Here is a 15,821-nt window from a genome sequence, read left to right as displayed (position 1 = left end):
CTGCCCGCTTCTTCATTTCCTCCTCCCGTCCCCGCGAGGCCCCGGCAGGAGCAGCGGAGGTGCGGAGGAAGCAGCCAGGTGTCGGGCAAGGACACGAAGCGGACGTGGGTGCCCGCGGACTGGCTGGAGAAGCAGGGCGAGACGGGGGACATGCGTCTCCCCATCTCCATGCCGCCGACGGGCAACAGCGCGGGCACGCACCTGCGCAGCAACGCCAAGGCCGTGAAGGCGGGGCCACCCCCCGAGACGCGCTAATGCAACCTGGCCTGCAGCGACTTGACCCACGCCAGACGGCCGTTCCGCGTCCGGGCCTGCTCGAGTGCGGCGCGTGCGCCCGCGAGGTCCCCCGACGCGGCGAGCACGTGGCCGCGGAGGGCGAGGAGGCGCGGGTCCTCCGGCGTGAAGGTCAGGGACTTGTCGATGGCGGCGCGCGCCCGGGCGAGGTCGGCCGCCAGCGGCGAGGGCCGCGCGAGCACGACCTCCGTCTCCAGGCGCCAGCCGTCGGGGCTGCTCGCATCCTCGGCCTTCATGAGCTGCGCGTACCGGTCCGCGGCGGTGAGGGCCGGGAGGGGGTCGAGCCCGCGGCCCGCCAGCCACGCCGCGCGGTGCAGCTCGACCTCCGCCATCCGGCCCCGCATCGCCGGGTAGACCCCGGCCTTCACCACCTTCTCAAGCAGCGGCCTGGCCCGGGCGAACTCGGGCCCGGGGTCCCGTCCCGCCAGCACCGCGGCCTGGACCTCGAGCACCTCGAGCTCGGCGAGCTGGGCGGCGGCGACGATGTCGGTGTCGACGCGCGTCCGCAGCGTCGCGGCCCAGGGAGCCACCGCGGCCAGCGCGTCGTCGGGCCCCCGTCCCTCGAGGAGCACGGACTCGGCCCAGAGGACCGCGATCTGCACGCCGAAGCCGGCGAGCGCCGACTGGCCCTCCCCCCTCGAGAAGGCCTCGCCGATGATGTGGACCGCCTCCGCATAGCGCGCGTCGGCCGCCTCGCCGGCGGACCAGCGCCGGGTGGCGTCCTGGCGTATGGCCTGGGCGAGCATGATGCGCGATACGATGGGGCGGTCTCCAATCTCCGCCACCCGGCGCGCCGCGACGAGCGCCGCCTCGATGTCCCCGGTCGAGTCGCCGCCGCGGATGCCGGTGGTCTCGGCGCGGTCCGCGTACATCTGCGAGAGCAGCGAGGGCGGGACGCTCGACTCGGCAGAGAGCTCGCCCGCGCGCGTCGCCGCCGCGATGCCCTTCTCCCAGGCCCAGCCCACCTCGTAATGGGCATCACGCAGCTCGCGCGCGTAATTGAGGCAGGCCCAGGCGAGCCGCTCCCATGCGGAGCGGTTCGAAGGCGCGGCCCGCGTCGCGGCGTCGGCGGAGGTGACCGCGGCGAGGAGGCTCGGGCCCGGGTCGGTGCCGAGCATGCGTGCGAGCCGCCCCTTCTCCGCGAAAATCTCGGAGCGCACGACCAGCAGGTCCGGGTCCTTCGGGTCCAGGGCGAGCCCCTCGGCGAGGACCGCGAGCGCCGGGTCGAAGCGGTCGGCGCGGACCGGCTCGCGCTGCTGGCGGACCATGCCCTCGTGCATGAGCGCCTGGGCGAGCAGGAGGCGGGGGCGGGGGGCGCTGCGTCCTATCTCCGCCGCGCGCCGGAGCGCCGGGAGGGCCTCGGCGAGGGGCGTGAGCGTCCCGTCAAGGTCTCGCGTCTCGTAGACCTCGAGGGAGCGGCGCAGCCAGGCCTCGCCCTCGAGTGTGCTCGCCTCGAGCGGGTCGGCCCCGGCCTCGCGCGCCCTCCGGGCGAGCGCGGCGGCGTCGGCATGGCGCTCCTCCACGAGCGCGATGCGGGCCTCGAGGAGGTCGCGGTCGGCGCCGGTCGCGGCGGGGACGAGCCGCAGGCGCGCCACGGCGGGCTCGCGGAAGCGCGCCCGGAGCGCTGCAATCCGGCCCTCCTTCCGCTTCGGGTCGTCGATGCGCGGCAGCTGAGCGCGCTCGCGCGCGTAGCGCTCGCCGTCCAGCAGGCCGAGCGCGAGCGCCGCCTCGGGGTGATGGAACCCGAGCGTCCACGCCCGCTCGAGCGCCTCGCGGGCCGGGTCGGCGTCATGGAGGAGCTGGAGGCCGCGGCCGATGGCGAAGGCCCGCGCGGCCGCTCCGGCGCTGCCGTCCGCGCGCCGCAGCGCGTCCACGGAGGAGCGGATGGCCGCGTACACCGGCGAGAGGTCGTGCGCGGGCGACAGGTGCGCGATGCGCATCGCGTTCTCCATGCGCTGCGCCTCGGCGCCCAGCCGCGCGGCCTCGAGCGCGTCCAGGCCCGCCCGCCGCTCGGCGAACGCGGCCCACGCCAGGCCGAGCACCACCGCCGCCGCCGCCACGGCGGCGGCGCGCGCCGCCACCGGGTTGCGCCGCGCCCACTTCGTGGCGCGGTAGGCGAGCGTCGGCGGCCGCGCCAGCACCGGCTCGCTGCGCTGGAAGCGGCCGAGGTCCTCGGCGAACGCGAGCGCCGAGGGGTAGCGCGCGGCCGGTTCCCTCTGCATCGCCCACGCGGCCACGAGCGCCAGCTCGCGGGGGACCGCGGCGCCGAGGGCCGGCGGCTCATCGGCGAGGATGCGGCGGAGCAGGATCGCCGGCTCGGAGCGCCCCGACGCCTCGGCGAGCCCGTGGAACGGCGGGTGCCCGGCGAGCACCGCGTAGAGGGTGGCGCCGAGCGCATAGACGTCGGCGCGGAAGTCCACCGGGCCCGCGCTGGCGAGCTGCTCGGGCGCCATGTACTCGAGCGTGCCCGCCGGAAAGCCGGAGTGGGTGAGCCCGCCCTCCTCGCCGCGGGCGAGGCCGAAGTCACCGAGCCTCGCCAGCGGCACGCCCGGCCCTTCCTCCACCAGCACGTTGTCGGGCTTCACGTCGCGGTGCACGAGCCCCTGGCGATGGGCGGCGTCGAGCCCGAGGGCCGCCTGGCGCACCAGCTCGACCCGGGTGGCGAGCGTGAGGCCCGCGGCGAGGTCCGCGAGCGTCTTGCCCTCGACGAGCTGGAGCACGAGGCACGCGCGGCCCTCCAGCGAGCCGACCGCGTGCACACGGACCACGTTCTCATGCTCCACTCGCGCCTGCAGCCGCGCCTCGAGGACGAGCCGCTCGGTCTCGCGCGGGTCGTCGCCGCGCAGGAACTTCACCGCCACCGCGCGCTCGAGCGTGGAGTCGAAGGCGCGGTGGACCTGGCCCATCCCGCCCTCCCCGAGCAGTCCCTTGAGCACGACGCGCCCGTCCAGCGGCTGCAGCTCCACCGTCATTGCCCCTCCGGGAGGGCTTCGGCCATCCGCCGCGCGACCTCGACCAGCTCCGCGTCGCCGTAGTTGGAGAACCCGATGCGCAGCCCCGGGACGGCGCCGCCGTCGAAGGCGAACTGCCGGCCGGCCTGGAAGGCGACCCCGCGCTCGAGGCCGCGCCGCGCCCAGGCGTCCACGTCCAGCCCCTCTCGCGTGCGGGCCCACAGGGCGAGGCCGCCCGTGGGCGGGTCGAAGGTGAGCGCGGCGCCGAGGTGCTCCGAGAGCGCGTTCGCGAGCACGTCGCGACGGTGGCGGTAGATGGGGTGCATGCGGTTGAGGTGGCGCTCGATCTCGCCGTCCTCGAGGAGCTCCGCCATCGCCCGCTCGAGCGCGGGGTCACCGTGGCGGTCGAGCGCGTCGCGGGCGGAGCGCAGCTGCGCCACGAGCGGCGCGGGCGCGTGGACGAAGCCGAGGCGGAGCCCGGGGCTGAAGATTTTCGAGAGGGAGCCCACCAGCACCACCACGCCCGCGCGGTCCTCCGCGGCGAGCGGCGGGGGCAGCGCTCCTTCGAACTGGAACTCGGCGTCGTGCTCGGACTCCAGCACGGCGAACCGGTGGCGCGCCGCGAGGGCGAGCAGCCGCGCCCGGCGCTCCGGCGAGAGCGCGACCACCGAGGGGTACTGGCGCACCGGGGTGGTGAGCACCGCGCGCAGCCGCTCCGTCGAGAGGAGCCGCTCGAGGGTGTCCACGTCGAGCCCCTGCGCGTCCACCGGCACCGGCAGGCAGCGCGCGCCGGCGCGGGCGCAGGCCTCCCACGCGTCCCGCGCGCCGAGCGCCTCGACCGCCACCGCGTCGCCCGGCCCGAGCAGGGCGTGGGCAACGAGGGCCAGCGGCAGCTGCCCGCCGCGGGTGACCACCAGGCGCTCCGGCGCGGCGGCGACGCCGCGGGCCGCGCGCAGCGTGCGCGCGAGCGCCTCGCGCAGGGTGGGGTGGCCCTGCGGGTCGTCCACCGCGAGCGTGCCGCGCGGGTTCACGGTGAGCGCGCGGCGGTAGGCCCGCGCGAGCGCGGCGCCAGGCAGGAGGCGCGGGTCGGGGTTGCCGGTGGCGACGCGGAGCAGATTGCGGGCGGCGTCGGGCACCGCGGGGTCCAGGGGCCGGCGGAGGTCGAAGCCCATGCCGGCGCCCGTGAGCTCCGCCGCGGGCCCGGGCGGAGTCTCGGAGGCGCCCGGAAGGCGCCGCGGCGGCGTGGGTGCGACGGTGCTGCCCTCGCCCGGCGCCGCCACCAGCCATCCCTCGTCGGCGAGCTCGCGGTACGCGGCCATCACCGTGTTGCGGGACACGCCCAGTCCCTGCGCGAGCGTGCGGTAGCCCGGGAGCGCGTCGCCGGGCCGGAACCGGCCGCGGTGAATCTCGGACATGAGCGCATGCGCAATCTGCAGGTAGACCGGGCGGTTGGAGCGCGGGTCGAGGGTGATGGTGGGGATGCCGGGGGCCACGGCTGCTCCGGTCGCTGGCGGCGTGGCCACACGATACGTCGCGGGCGGCCGCTTCGCTCGCGGTGAAGTGAAGGTGAGCCAGCCGCCTACCCCCGCTCAGGGGTGGCCCAGCCGACTTGTCGCGAGTGCACCTCCCCCGTGCCGCGGGCCAGGGGAATAGTCGGCCTCGATGTTCCTCTCAATCGGAGTCTCCATGCCTCGCGCCTCGCCCCGCACCTGCTGTGCACTCCTCCTGGTCTCGCTCGCGGCGCTTGCCGCGTGCGGTGGCGGGCCCACCGACGGGGCCGGCGATGGAGAAGCAGACGGCGGCCAGGGAGTCGCCGGGGACGGAGGAGACGGTGGTGGAGCAGGCGGCGGCGACGGGGGTGGACGAGACGGCGGAGGAGGAGACGGCGGCGGCGTGGCAGCGCCATCCGCGCCCACGAACCTCGTCGCGCGGGCCACGAGCTCCCAGGGCGTGGAGCTCACCTGGATGCCGCCGTCCGGAGCCTTCACCGGCTTCGAGGTCGAGCGCTCCGTTGCGAGCGGCGGGCCCTTCGCGCTCATCGCGAGCCCACCTGCCTCGGCCCTGGGCTACGGCGATATGGGCCTCGCCACCGGGAGCACCTACTTCTACCGGGTGCGCGCGGTGAATGGCGCCAGCGCGTCGGCGTTCACCTCCGTCGTGGGTGTGAGCACGGCCGCGGCGGTGCCGCCCAGCGCGCCGACCGGCCTCACCGGCGTGCAGGAGGTGGTGGCGTCCGCCGGCGTGGCGCGGCTCTCCTGGACCGACGCCGCGACCGACGAGACCGCCTACGAGGTGCAGTACTCCAGCGAGTTCATCCCCTGGGGCTCGACAGTCACGCTCCCCGCGGGTTCGACCGGCTGGGTACACGAGAGCCCGGTCTTCGGCACCAACAACTACCGCGTGCGGGCCGTGGGTGTCGCGGGCGCCTCCGCCTGGGTGCAGGTCTCCGTCTACAACGGCCCCATCGTCATCGCCACGCTCTGCCCGGCCACGGAGGGCACGTCGGCTTCCGCGCTGTCGCAGACCTCGCTCCGGCTCGGCTGGACCTGGAACATCTGCGGCGGCGTCGCAATCGAGCGCGCGCCGTCCGCCACCGGCCCCTGGGCCGAGGTGGCCCGCTTGGGCAACTTCGTCTTCGGCGGGCCGCCCAACGGTACGTGGGATGACACGGGCCTCGTGCCGGGCACCCCCTACCACTACCGGTTCCGCACGCTGCCCCTCTTCGCCCCCACGCCCTCCGGGCCGCCGTGGTCGCCCTCGGGCTACACGGCGCCAGTCTCGGCGACGACGGTGCCGCCTGTCGTCATCGCCACGCCCACCGGGCTCACCGCGACGGTCACCTCCGCCACGAGCGTGAGCCTCGCCTGGACCGACGTGGCCCAGGACGAGACGGGGTACTCCGTGGAGTACGCCACCGGGGCGGCGGGGCCCTTCACCGAGGCCTTCCGCCTCGGCGCCAACATGACCATGACGAGCGTGAGCGGCCTCACGCCCGCGACGGCCTATTGGATGCGCGTGCGCGCGGTGAAGGGGACGACGAGCTCCGCGCCCTCCAACGGAGTCTCGTTCACCACCGCGACCCGCGCCGTGCTGCGCACCACCGGTGACGCCACCGTGATGGAGAGCACCGCGCTGCTCTCCAACCAGAACGTGACCCTGCCCTCCGGACCGAATGATGTGGGCTGCTTCTTCACCTGGACCATCGGCCCGGGCGGGCAGGCCCTCTTCCACAACTGTGGTGGCTCGGCGCTCCGGTTCGACACGGCGGCGCTCTCGGGGAGGAACGTGCTCGTGGCGGCGCTCGTGATGTACCCCTGTGCCCTCGCCCCACACCCCGTGTCCGACGCGCACTACCTGGTCCGGGCGCTCGCCGGGCCCTGGAGCCCGTCCACGGTGACCTTCAACACGCTGCCGCAGGTCTACACGGCAGGCTCGTGGTGGCTGCCGGCGCCGACGGCCGGCGGCGCGCAGGCCTGGGACGTGACGACGGTCGTGAAGAACTGGGCGAGCGGGACCTGGCCCTCGAACGGCCTCTACGTGGGGCAGTCCCCCATCACGGACCGCGTGCCGAGCTGGGGCGGGCAGAACTGGGACAACCAGAACCAGGTCACGAGCTACTGCAGCCTCGAGCAGACGGGCGGCTCCATCAACTACGTCCCGGCCCTGCACGTGGACTACCGGTAGGGGGATGGCCCGTGGTTCTTCGATGCGGATGCGACGGGATTCCCGGGCACTGCTCACCGAACCGGATGGCCTGCTCGGGCTTCATCGCACCCTCGCGGGCCCCCACCGGAGGGGACCTGCGCCGCTTCGCGTGGGGGCTTCCATCCTGGGCGTGAAGTGCGAGAGTCCACCGCTCGACCACCGCACGAGGGCGCGGACCATGTGTACGTTCTGTGATCTGGGAATCTGTTGCGACCCCGGGCATCGAAGCGAGGCGCTGCTGCGCGAGTGGGTGCGCGACACGTGCGCCTTCTGCTCGATGGGGAGCTGCCTGACTCACGGCGCCTCGGGACCGCCCGTCGGCGAGACGACCATTCCCCTCTTCGATATCAAGCGGTCGCTCCGCTCCAACAGCTCCTCGACCACGCTGACGAAGGTGTCGTCGACGCCGCGTCGCGGCATCCTGAGCGGCACGGAGGACCGGACGTATTGGAATCCAAGCCAATCGGACGAGGCGCTGATCATCTCGCGGCTCCTCAAGTCGCCCATGGGGACGAAGCACGCCATCCCGAAGAACATCCATCGCTTCTGGACGGGCGGACCGATGAGCCCAGCGGTCGTCGACGACCTGGTCTCCGACGGCGCACGGGCCAGGCAGGCGGGTTGGACCTGCTACCTGTGGTACTCCGCCGAAGTCGAGCGGGTGCTGGACGGTCATCTCGACGGAGAGATCAAGAAGAGCGAGGGCATCTTCATCTTCTCGAAGCGGCCTCCGAAGCCCGTGGACAAGCGGCCGACGCGCGCCAACCAACGGCGCAGGTTGGAGCTGGCGGGCTTCCGGGTGGTCCCCATCGAAAAGCTCGATGACTCCAGCAACTGGCTCTCGGAGCTCGCGACCCTCGTCGGGGGCGCCGCGCTGATGCGCAACTGGGATGAGGTCAAATACTTCTCCGACCTCGCGCGGCTCCTGTACCTCAACTTCGTGGGAGGCATCCACATGGATGTCGACATCTCCCTGGGGGACATGGACCTCACCCAGACCTATTTCCACAACGACCCGGACGGTGAGGTGCCGCTCATGGGCAGCCTGCTGCGCGATCAGTCCGATCCGATGATCCCGAAGCTCCGCTTCCTCAAGCGGATCCGCCGCCGGCCCCTGCTCACGAAGGAGGAATACGACGGGTACATGGAGGCGCTCTCCGCGCTGGTCGAAAAGGGAATGCTCGCCGCGGGCATGCTGAACGCGCTGATCGCGTCGCGCCCCAACACCACCCACCTTCAGGACACCCTCGACGAGTTCCGCAAGGCCATCCTCAAGAACAAGGGCCTGATCAGCGGCATGGCGCTCGCCCGCGTCATGCTCTTGGGCAAGAGCCGGGAGGGGGATGTCGAACAGGCCATGAAGTGGACCGTCCCGCCCTATCTCGTCCGCCTCGACCCCGACACCGACGAGAGCAATCTCTGACGGCGGACGACGACGTCCCCTCAGGGCGCCGGCGGCACGAGCGCTGAGTCGCATGCCTGGGGATGCCGCCACGCGCGCAAGCCGGCGGGAAGTACGGGCGGGTCTCCTGTGTCTGTCCTCCTCAACCCCCGGACAAAAGGACCCAGATGCTTCGACTCCTGAAACTTGCGCCCCTTGCGCTATTGGTGCCCTTGGCGGCCCAGGCATCCGTCGTCTGGAAGGGAGACTTCGAGACCGGCGACCTGTCTCAGTACACCGAGGCCTGGTTTGTTGCCCCGGACCGCATGCAGGTGGTGGGCGACCTTGTCCGTGACGGGAACAAGGCGCTGAAGGTGACCGTCCAGCAGGGAGACGACCCCGTCAACGCCAGCGGCAACCGCAACGAGCTGTTCCACGGCACCTATGAGCCGGTCGACTCCGAGTACTACTACAAGTGGAGCACCCTGTTTCCCCAGGACTTCCCCAGCTCACCCCGGTGGCAGGTGTTCACGCAATGGCACCATGACGGCTGCTGTGGCTCCCCGCCGCTCGAGTTCTTCGTCGTCAACGACACGATGAACATGCGCATCGGAGGAAGCTCGGGCGAGGTTCTATGGCAGGCGCCGGTGCACCGGGACCAGTGGAACGACTTCGTGATGCACGTGAAGTGGTCGCCCGACCCGAATGTCGGCTTCGTCGAGCTGTACTACAACGGCCAGCTGGTGGTGCCGAAGCGCAACATCGCCACGCGCTACCCGGACACGGCGGGCTACATCCAGCTTGGCTACTACCGGGATGCGACCATCGCGCAGACAGCTTCGCTCTACCATGATGGCTTCACCATGGCGACGACGCTGGAAGAGGTGATGCCCGCGGGCGGGGACCCGTCCACGCTCGCCGCTACGGCTCCCTAAGGATGCCTTGTGAGCCGCGCCTGGCTGTCCAGCGCGCGGGGAACATCCGCGCGGTCCGCCGGAGCTTGTCCACCGTGCTGACGTGCGGTGGCTGGATGTTCACCCCGTACGACAAAGGCGTGTACCGCGATGCGAGAGCAACGCCCGGGACCAACGCCGCGAGAAGCAGGGGCTTGCGGAGTGGCTTCCATTCCACATCCCTGTCTGGGTCGTGGATGACGATCTTCCAATGAAACAGGCTCGGTTGCGCTTGTGGATTTGATGGGATTCATGAACAGGACATCCTGGAGGGGGCTTCTGATGCATCGGATGAGGAGTCAGGTGTGGGGCGCGCTGGGTGTGGCGCTGCTCGGCTGCGGCGGCCCCCTGGAAGGCGAAGCGCTGGAGGCGCTGGGCACGCAGGAGGCGGGTGTCGCCGCGCTGTCGCCGAAGGCGCTGGCGCCGAAGAAGGTGATGCCGCTGGGCGACTCCATCACCCAGGGGGCGGCAGGGCACGCCAGCTACCGGTGCCAGCTCTGGCGGAAGATGACCGCGAGGGACAACAGGGCGGACTTCGTGGGCACCCTGTCGACGGGCTATCTGGGGGCGAACACCTGCTCCTCGGGCGGGTTCGACAGCGACCATGAGGGCCACTGGAGTTGGCGGACGGATCAGGTGCTCGCGAACATCTCCAACTGGGCCGCGAGCACACAACCCGACCTGGTACTCATCCACCTGGGCACCAACGACACGTATCATAACCAGACAGAGGACAGCACCGTGTTGGAGCTGGAGCAGATCATCGACCGGCTGCGCGTGGTGAACCCACGGGTGAAGGTGTTCCTGGCCCAGGTCATCCCCACCGCGGGCGCCATGCTGGCGCTGAAACTCCAGTCCCTCAACCAGCGCATGCCCTTGCTGGCCGCGGCCAAGAGCACGGAGGACTCGCCTGTCTACGTGGTGGACCAGTGGACTGGCTTCACCCCCTCAACGGACACGTATGACGGGGTCCATCCGAATCTCATCGGTGAGGAGAAGATGGCGGAGCGCTGGTACCAGGCCATCCGCGAGCACCTCTGACGTCACCCGCGTCCGAGCGTGCTGGCCCGGTTGCCCGTGCTGGCCTCGAACACCTCCCTCCACGTGCGCGCGGCTCTACCGGGGGCAGTCCGTATCGCCTCGGCAGGCCTGCTTGAGCAGGCGTGTTCAGCGGGAACGCGCTTGCGAGCAGTGGGTTGCTCTGCTTGGGAGCGGCGGCAATCGAACCCGCGGCCCTATTCGAAGACGCCGATGCCCGGGTCGGAGCCATTGGAGGGCTTCGAGGGCTTCGAGGGCCGTGACGGCGCGGTGCGCACCGGATCCAGCCGCACTTCCACGCGCTGGGCCGTCGTGTCCGCGCTCCGGCTGTAGTTCAGCGTCCGCTCCATGTCCTGGTGGCCCGCGAGCTTGAAGCGCAGCACCGTGCTCTTCGCGCGCGGCAGCATCAGCTTCGTGGGTGTGGTGCCAATCTGGGCATCCCCGTCGAAGATGGCCGCACCGGGCGGCGTGGAGACGAACTCCACCGTCACGTCCTGCGGAAGCGCCTGCGGGGGCGCAGTCGCGGGCGGCTCGTCCTGCACGCGCGACGGCGGCGCGGCGACCGGCGCCTTCGGAGGCGTCATCACCACGGGGGCCGGAGGCGTCTCGCCCCCACCACGCGACATCACCACCGCCACGCCCGCGCCCAGCAGCACCAACGGTACGGCGAGGAGGGCCACCTTCTTGCCCGCGGACATGCCCGGGGGCGGCGGGGGAGCGACCGGCTCCGCGCGAGCCGCGGAGGCACGCGCGCGGTTGGCCGGAGAGAGCGGGGGGCTGCCGATGCTGGAGGCCCGGGGCGCGGCCTGCGAACCCGCCGGAGTGGTGCCCCGGGGCGGAGCCATGCCCACGCGCGACGCGGAGCGCGCGCTGGCGCCCGTGCCCGGCCCGGGCGCTCGGCCCGCGCGGCTGCCGGAGCCCAGCTTGCTGCCCGAACCCGCGCGACTCCCGGAGCCGCCCGCGCCCGGACGGCTGCGGCTGCCCGTGCCACGCTCGGCGCCGGCCGCTCCACCCGTGGGGCGTGCGTCCAGCTCCTCGGGCGACAGGTCCTGCACTGAATCCAGCAGCGCGTCGATGAACTCCTGCGCGTTCTGGAAGCGGTCTTCCTTCTCCGCGGAGAGCGCCTTGGCGAAGAACGCGTCCAATTCCGGCGGCACGGGCGCGCCCTGGCGCTTGCTGTTCACCGGCGGCACCGGCTGCGTGAGCGCGGCGGTCAGCGCCTTGCGCACCGTGTTCGCGCCGTAGGGCGAGCTGCCGGTGAGGCAGAAGTAGAGCACCCCCGCCATGGAGTAGAGGTCCGAGCGCTGATCCACGGACTCGCCGCCGGCCTGCTCGGGCGGCATGTACTGCGGGGTGCCCAGCACCTGGCCGGTGGAGGTGAGCTGCTCCTCCTCGTCCTGCTCCAGCGCCTTCACGAGGCCGAAGTCCAGCACCTTGACGAAGTCCCGCCCGTCGAGCGCCTGGACCATGATGTTGTGCGGCTTGAGGTCGCGGTGGACGCAGCCCTCGTCGTGCGCGTGCGCAAGCCCCAGCGTGGCCTGCTCCATCAGGTTCACCGCGCGGCGGAGCGTCATCGGCCCCTCGCGCTTGACGAGCTCCTTGAGGCTCTCGCCCTTGAGCAGCTCCATCACGTAGTAGCAGGTGCCGTCCGCGGCGCGGCCGAAGTCGAAGATGGTGATGACGTTCGGGTGGCGCAGCCGGCTGGCGATCTCCGCCTCGCGGCGGAAGCGCTCGAAGAACTGGGGCGCCGCGGCGAGCGACGGGTTGAGCGTCTTCACCGCGACCGGCCGCTGGACGGAGGTCTGGGTGGCCCGGAACACCATGCCCATGCCGCCCTGGCCGAGCACGCTCTCGATCTTGTAGCGCCCGTCCAGCACCTGCCCCAGGAGCTGAAGGCTCTGCGCCGCGCACAGGTGATCTTGACCTTCGGTACTTCCGCAATGGGGGCAGGGGGCGGCCATGGGTGGCGGGAGTATAGGCAAGCGGCGCGCCATGCCCAACCGGGGAGATACGCCCCCTGGGCAGCCGGGCAGGCATCTGAGGCGTTCCCGTGGGGCCTTCGGGCTGTTATCTCCCGCCCCCGCCATGAGCCTCGTCATCGCCCAGGACATCAGCCTCGCCTACGGAAAGAAGGTCCTCTTCGACGAGGACAACTTCACACTCGGTCCCAGGGACCGGGTGGGACTCGTGGGGGCGAACGGGACGGGCAAGTCCTCCCTGATGAAGATCATCGCCGGGGCGGCCCAGCCCGACGGGGGCACCGTCCAGTACAGCCGCCGGGCCCGGGCGGGCTACCTCCCCCAGGAGATCGCCGGCCTCCCGGAAGGCACCGTCGTGGAAGCGGTGATGAGCACCGTCCCCGGCCGGGATTCGCTGGAATCCCGCCTCAAGGAAACCGAAGGGGCCCTGGCGGCCGCCACGGACGAGGAGGAGCAGCTGGAGCTGGCCCAGACGCTGGCGGACCTCCACGCGGAGCTGGACGACTTCGAGAACCGCTACGGCCGGCACCACGCCGAGCGCATCCTCAAGGGCCTGGGCTTCAAGGACGCGGACCTGTCCAAGCCGACCCAGGCCCTGTCGGGTGGCTGGCGCATGCGGGCGGCGCTCGCGGGCCTGCTGCTCCAGGACCCGGACCTGCTGCTGCTGGACGAGCCCACGAACCACCTGGACGTGCCGACGCTCGCCTGGTTCGACGGGTTCCTGCGCCGCTCCAACAAGGCGATGGTCCTCATCTCCCACGACCGCGACTTCCTCAACCGGCAGATCAACCGGGTGGTGTCGCTGGAGATGGAGGGCGTGCGCGAGTACACGGGCAACTACGAGGACTACAAGCGCCTGCGCGCCGAGGAGATGGTGCTCCTCCAGGCGAAGGCGGAGAAGGTGGAGCAGCGCCGCGCGGAGCTGCAGGGCTTCATCGACCGGTTCGGCGCCAAGGCCACCAAGGCGAAGCAGGCGCAGAGCCGCGCGAAGATGCTGGCCAAGCTGGAGAAGGTGGCGGTCCTCGAAGAGCGGCAGACGATGAAGTTCCGCTTCCCGGAGGTGGAGCGCAGCGGCCGGGACGTGGTGCTGATGGAGGGCATCACCAAGCGCTACGGCGCGCTCACCGTGTACGACGGGCTGAACGCGCGGCTGGAGCGGGGCCAGCGCATCGCCGTCGTGGGCGCCAACGGCGCGGGCAAGACGACGCTGCTGAAGATGGTCGCGGGGGAGCTCGCGCCGGACACCGGCAAGGTGACGGTGGGGCACAACGTGGTGGTGGGCTATTACGCGCAGCACCACGCGGACAAGCTGGACCGCCACAACACCATCATCGAAGAGGTGCGGCCGCTGGCGGCGGACAAGCCGGAGAGCTACGTGCGCGGCGTGCTGGGCGCGTTCCTCTTCAGCGGTGACGACGTGGAGAAGCCCATCGGCGTGCTGAGCGGTGGCGAACGCGCGCGCGTGGCGCTGGCGAAGCTGCTGCTGGTTCCGTCCAACTTCCTGCTGATGGACGAGCCGACGAACCACCTGGACCTCGACTCGTCCGAGATGCTGATCGAAGCGCTGAAGCTGTACGGCGGCACGCTGCTGTTCGTCAGCCACAACCGCAGCTTCATCAACGGCCTGTGCACGCACGTCTGGGAGGTCGCGGACGGCAAGCTCACGTCACACCCGGGCAACCTGGACGCGTACCTCTACCACCAGGAGCAGCAGCGCCTGGCGGCCGACGGCGCGGAGTCCAGCGCGACCAACAGCAAGGGCGGCGCCGGGAGCGCGGCGGCGGTTTCGGAGAAGGAGCGCAAGCGGCTGGAGGCCGAGGCGCGCCAGCGTCGCTCCGTGGTGGAGGGCCCCATCAAGAAGGAGATCGCGAAGCTGGAGGAGCGCATCGCGAAGGTGGAGACCGAGCAGAAGGCGCGCGAGGCGCAGCTCGCGGACCCGGTGCTCTACAACGACTTCGCCCGGGCGAAGCCGCTGATGGACGGGCACCGCGTGGGCAAGGAGGAGCTGGAAGACCTCTATGCCCGGTGGGAGGCCGCGCAGGAGAAGCTGGCGGCGGCGCAGGCCTGAGCCCGCGTCAGCGGCGGGGCTCAGCCCAGCTTGGATCCGGACGTGGGACGCGCGGACTCGAAGAGGTCCTTGCCGAGCAGCTTCGTGACCAGCTTGATCTTGGCCTCCAGCGGCAACTGCCTCTTGATGACGGGCCCGGAACCGCCGTTCACGTTCGGCTGGTTGGGGAAGCGGTGCGTCTTGCGGTAGGCGTCACGGGCGGCGTCGCTCCAGATGCTCATGGTATGGCTCCGTAATCAGGTCGGTTGCTGCGTGTGTTGATGGGTACGCAGCCCCTCCGCGCGCGGTTACAGGGCCCTTGTTTTTGGATTCATGGCCCGCATTCATTCCACGTCGAAGACCTTCCGGACCGGGGCTCCGCCGCGTTCAATTTGCAGCTCGATGCGCCGGGCACCCCGCAACTGCGTGAAGGCCTGGAGCGCCTTCTCCATGTCCTCCAGGTCCAGCCCGTTGACGCGCTGGAGCACGTCCCCATTGCGCAGCCCGAGCCGTGTGTAGAGCGAGCTCCGGCCAGGCGTGGACCGCCTGTCACGAATCGCGGCGCGGTGACGGACAACGCGTCATGACACGGGGCTACTTGAAGATCTTCGACAGCAGCCAGACGACGGCGGACTCGGCGGCGCCGGTGTTCAGGTGCCGGGACCTGCGGTCGAACGTCTCACTGGGGCGCGCCTTCGTCAGCTCATCCGTGTAGGGCGCGGAGCCTTCCGGCGCGCAGCTCCCACAGAACAGCCGCTCCTCCCAGACGAACCCGTAGCGCGGGTCCATCCTCCGGCCGCACGTCGTGCAGGACGGCACGTCGCCCAGTCTCACCTTGGGCAGCAGGCTCATCCCCCGGGGGTCGTCGTATGCGTGTTCGAAGTCCGCCGCCTGGATGGGCTCACGGGGCTCCGGGGCCTTCGGCTCCGGCGTCATCGCCTTCTGCAGCCGGGCCAGCTCCTTCTTGTCCAGCGCCACGCCCCGGCACTTCACGCAGACGTCCACCACTGCGTCCCGCAGGTCCACGGCGGGGAGCGGCGCGCTGCCACACCCGGGACAGGTGGGCGCCTGCCGCCCGCAGGACGGACAGCCGGGGACGTACTGGAGCGATGCTTCACATCCCTTGCACCGTCCGGGCTTGCCCTTCGCCGCCTCGAACACGGCGTCCAGCGTGGGGCCGCCGACCACCGCCCCCAGCACCTCCGCGTCGAACCAGCCCGCGCCGCACGCACCACACTCGTCGCGCGTCAGCCCGCGCGCGTAGGTGTTGCGCATCGTCGTCTGGCAGTAGGGACAGGGGCACGGCTGCATGGCCCCTCCAGCCTAGCGGGTCTTTCCCGGGAGCGGGAACCCGGGCCCCTCAACTCGCGCGGCGGCGCTTGTCGCGCTTCGTCCGGGGCTCGGGCGGCTTCGCCACGACGGGCGCGGGCTCGCGAAGCTCCTCGGGCACGGCCAGGGACTGGGAGGGGCGGG

12 protein-coding genes are annotated in these 15,821 nt (G+C 71.7%); 6 read left to right on the top strand and 6 right to left on the bottom strand.

All coding sequences use genetic code 11. The features are described from left to right. Positions 1–78 precede the first annotated feature (78 nt). On the top strand, positions 79–255 hold the full coding sequence (locus D7X12_RS11625; RefSeq protein WP_208718957.1) for a hypothetical protein: 177 nt from the start codon (positions 79–81) through the stop codon (positions 253–255). Here D7X12_RS11625 and D7X12_RS44990 read toward each other — a convergent pair. Both D7X12_RS44990 and D7X12_RS11615 read right to left on the bottom strand, forming a co-directional pair. Beyond that, entirely contained in the window at positions 252–3,266 is a 3,015-nt protein-coding gene (locus tag D7X12_RS44990) for a serine/threonine-protein kinase (protein ID WP_120625337.1), read from the bottom strand. The two genes, D7X12_RS11625 and D7X12_RS44990, sit on opposite strands and share 4 nt — an antisense overlap. Further along, on the bottom strand, positions 3,263–4,738 hold the full coding sequence (locus tag D7X12_RS11615; RefSeq protein WP_244224497.1) for an aminotransferase-like domain-containing protein: 1,476 nt from the start codon (positions 4,736–4,738) through the stop codon (positions 3,263–3,265). The genes D7X12_RS44990 and D7X12_RS11615 overlap by 4 nt, the downstream gene beginning before the upstream one ends. 400 nt (positions 4,739–5,138) lie before the next feature. On the opposite strand from D7X12_RS11615, the gene D7X12_RS11610 reads away from it, so the two are divergent. From D7X12_RS11610 to D7X12_RS11595, 4 genes are all read left to right on the top strand, one after another. Further along, positions 5,139–6,929 carry a fibronectin type III domain-containing protein gene (locus tag D7X12_RS11610; protein WP_158620032.1) on the top strand — a complete coding sequence of 597 codons (1,791 nt, stop codon included), beginning with the start codon at positions 5,139–5,141 and terminating at the stop codon, positions 6,927–6,929. 199 nt (positions 6,930–7,128) lie between these two features. Continuing rightward, positions 7,129–8,373 carry a hypothetical protein gene (locus D7X12_RS11605; RefSeq protein ID WP_147443614.1) on the top strand — a complete coding sequence of 415 codons (1,245 nt, stop codon included), beginning with the start codon at positions 7,129–7,131 and terminating at the stop codon, positions 8,371–8,373. 191 nt (positions 8,374–8,564) lie between these two features. Then, entirely contained in the window at positions 8,565–9,266 is a 702-nt protein-coding gene (locus D7X12_RS11600) for a polysaccharide lyase family 20 protein (RefSeq protein ID WP_244224496.1), read from the top strand. 300 nt (positions 9,267–9,566) lie between these two features. Beyond that, on the top strand, positions 9,567–10,325 hold the full coding sequence (locus D7X12_RS11595) for an SGNH/GDSL hydrolase family protein (protein WP_244224495.1): 759 nt from the start codon (positions 9,567–9,569) through the stop codon (positions 10,323–10,325). 194 nt (positions 10,326–10,519) lie between these two features. Here the strand turns inward: D7X12_RS11595 and D7X12_RS11590 are convergent, their stop codons facing one another. Further along, positions 10,520–12,283 carry a serine/threonine protein kinase gene (locus tag D7X12_RS11590; protein WP_120625333.1) on the bottom strand — a complete coding sequence of 588 codons (1,764 nt, stop codon included), beginning with the start codon at positions 12,281–12,283 and terminating at the stop codon, positions 10,520–10,522. Positions 12,284–12,407: 124 nt separating this feature from the next. Between D7X12_RS11590 and D7X12_RS11585 the strand changes: the two genes are divergently transcribed. Next, positions 12,408–14,369, top strand: coding sequence for an ABC-F family ATP-binding cassette domain-containing protein (locus D7X12_RS11585; protein WP_120625332.1), 1,962 nt, complete (start codon positions 12,408–12,410; stop codon positions 14,367–14,369). A 20-nt stretch (positions 14,370–14,389) separates the two neighbouring features. Here the strand turns inward: D7X12_RS11585 and D7X12_RS11580 are convergent, their stop codons facing one another. The 3 genes from D7X12_RS11580 to D7X12_RS11575 all read right to left on the bottom strand — a co-directional run bounded on the left by D7X12_RS11580 (position 14,390) and on the right by D7X12_RS11575 (position 15,659). Beyond that, entirely contained in the window at positions 14,390–14,590 is a 201-nt protein-coding gene (locus D7X12_RS11580; protein WP_120625331.1) for a hypothetical protein, read from the bottom strand. A 102-nt stretch (positions 14,591–14,692) separates the two neighbouring features. Further along, complete coding sequence (locus D7X12_RS42885) at positions 14,693–14,836, bottom strand: hypothetical protein (protein ID WP_158620031.1); 144 nt, start codon at positions 14,834–14,836, stop codon at positions 14,693–14,695. 106 nt (positions 14,837–14,942) lie between these two features. After that, positions 14,943–15,659: a zf-TFIIB domain-containing protein gene (locus tag D7X12_RS11575; protein WP_120625356.1), complete on the bottom strand. Its 717-nt coding sequence runs from the start codon at positions 15,657–15,659 to the stop codon at positions 14,943–14,945. Positions 15,660–15,821: the final 162 nt, after the last annotated feature.

Origin of the sequence: Corallococcus sicarius (assembly GCF_003611735.1) — a bacterium.
GTDB classification, from domain to species: Bacteria; Myxococcota; Myxococcia; order Myxococcales; family Myxococcaceae; genus Corallococcus; species Corallococcus sicarius.
Note: the sequence above shows the minus strand (reverse complement) of the source record. Positions and strands in the feature narration are given on the sequence as shown.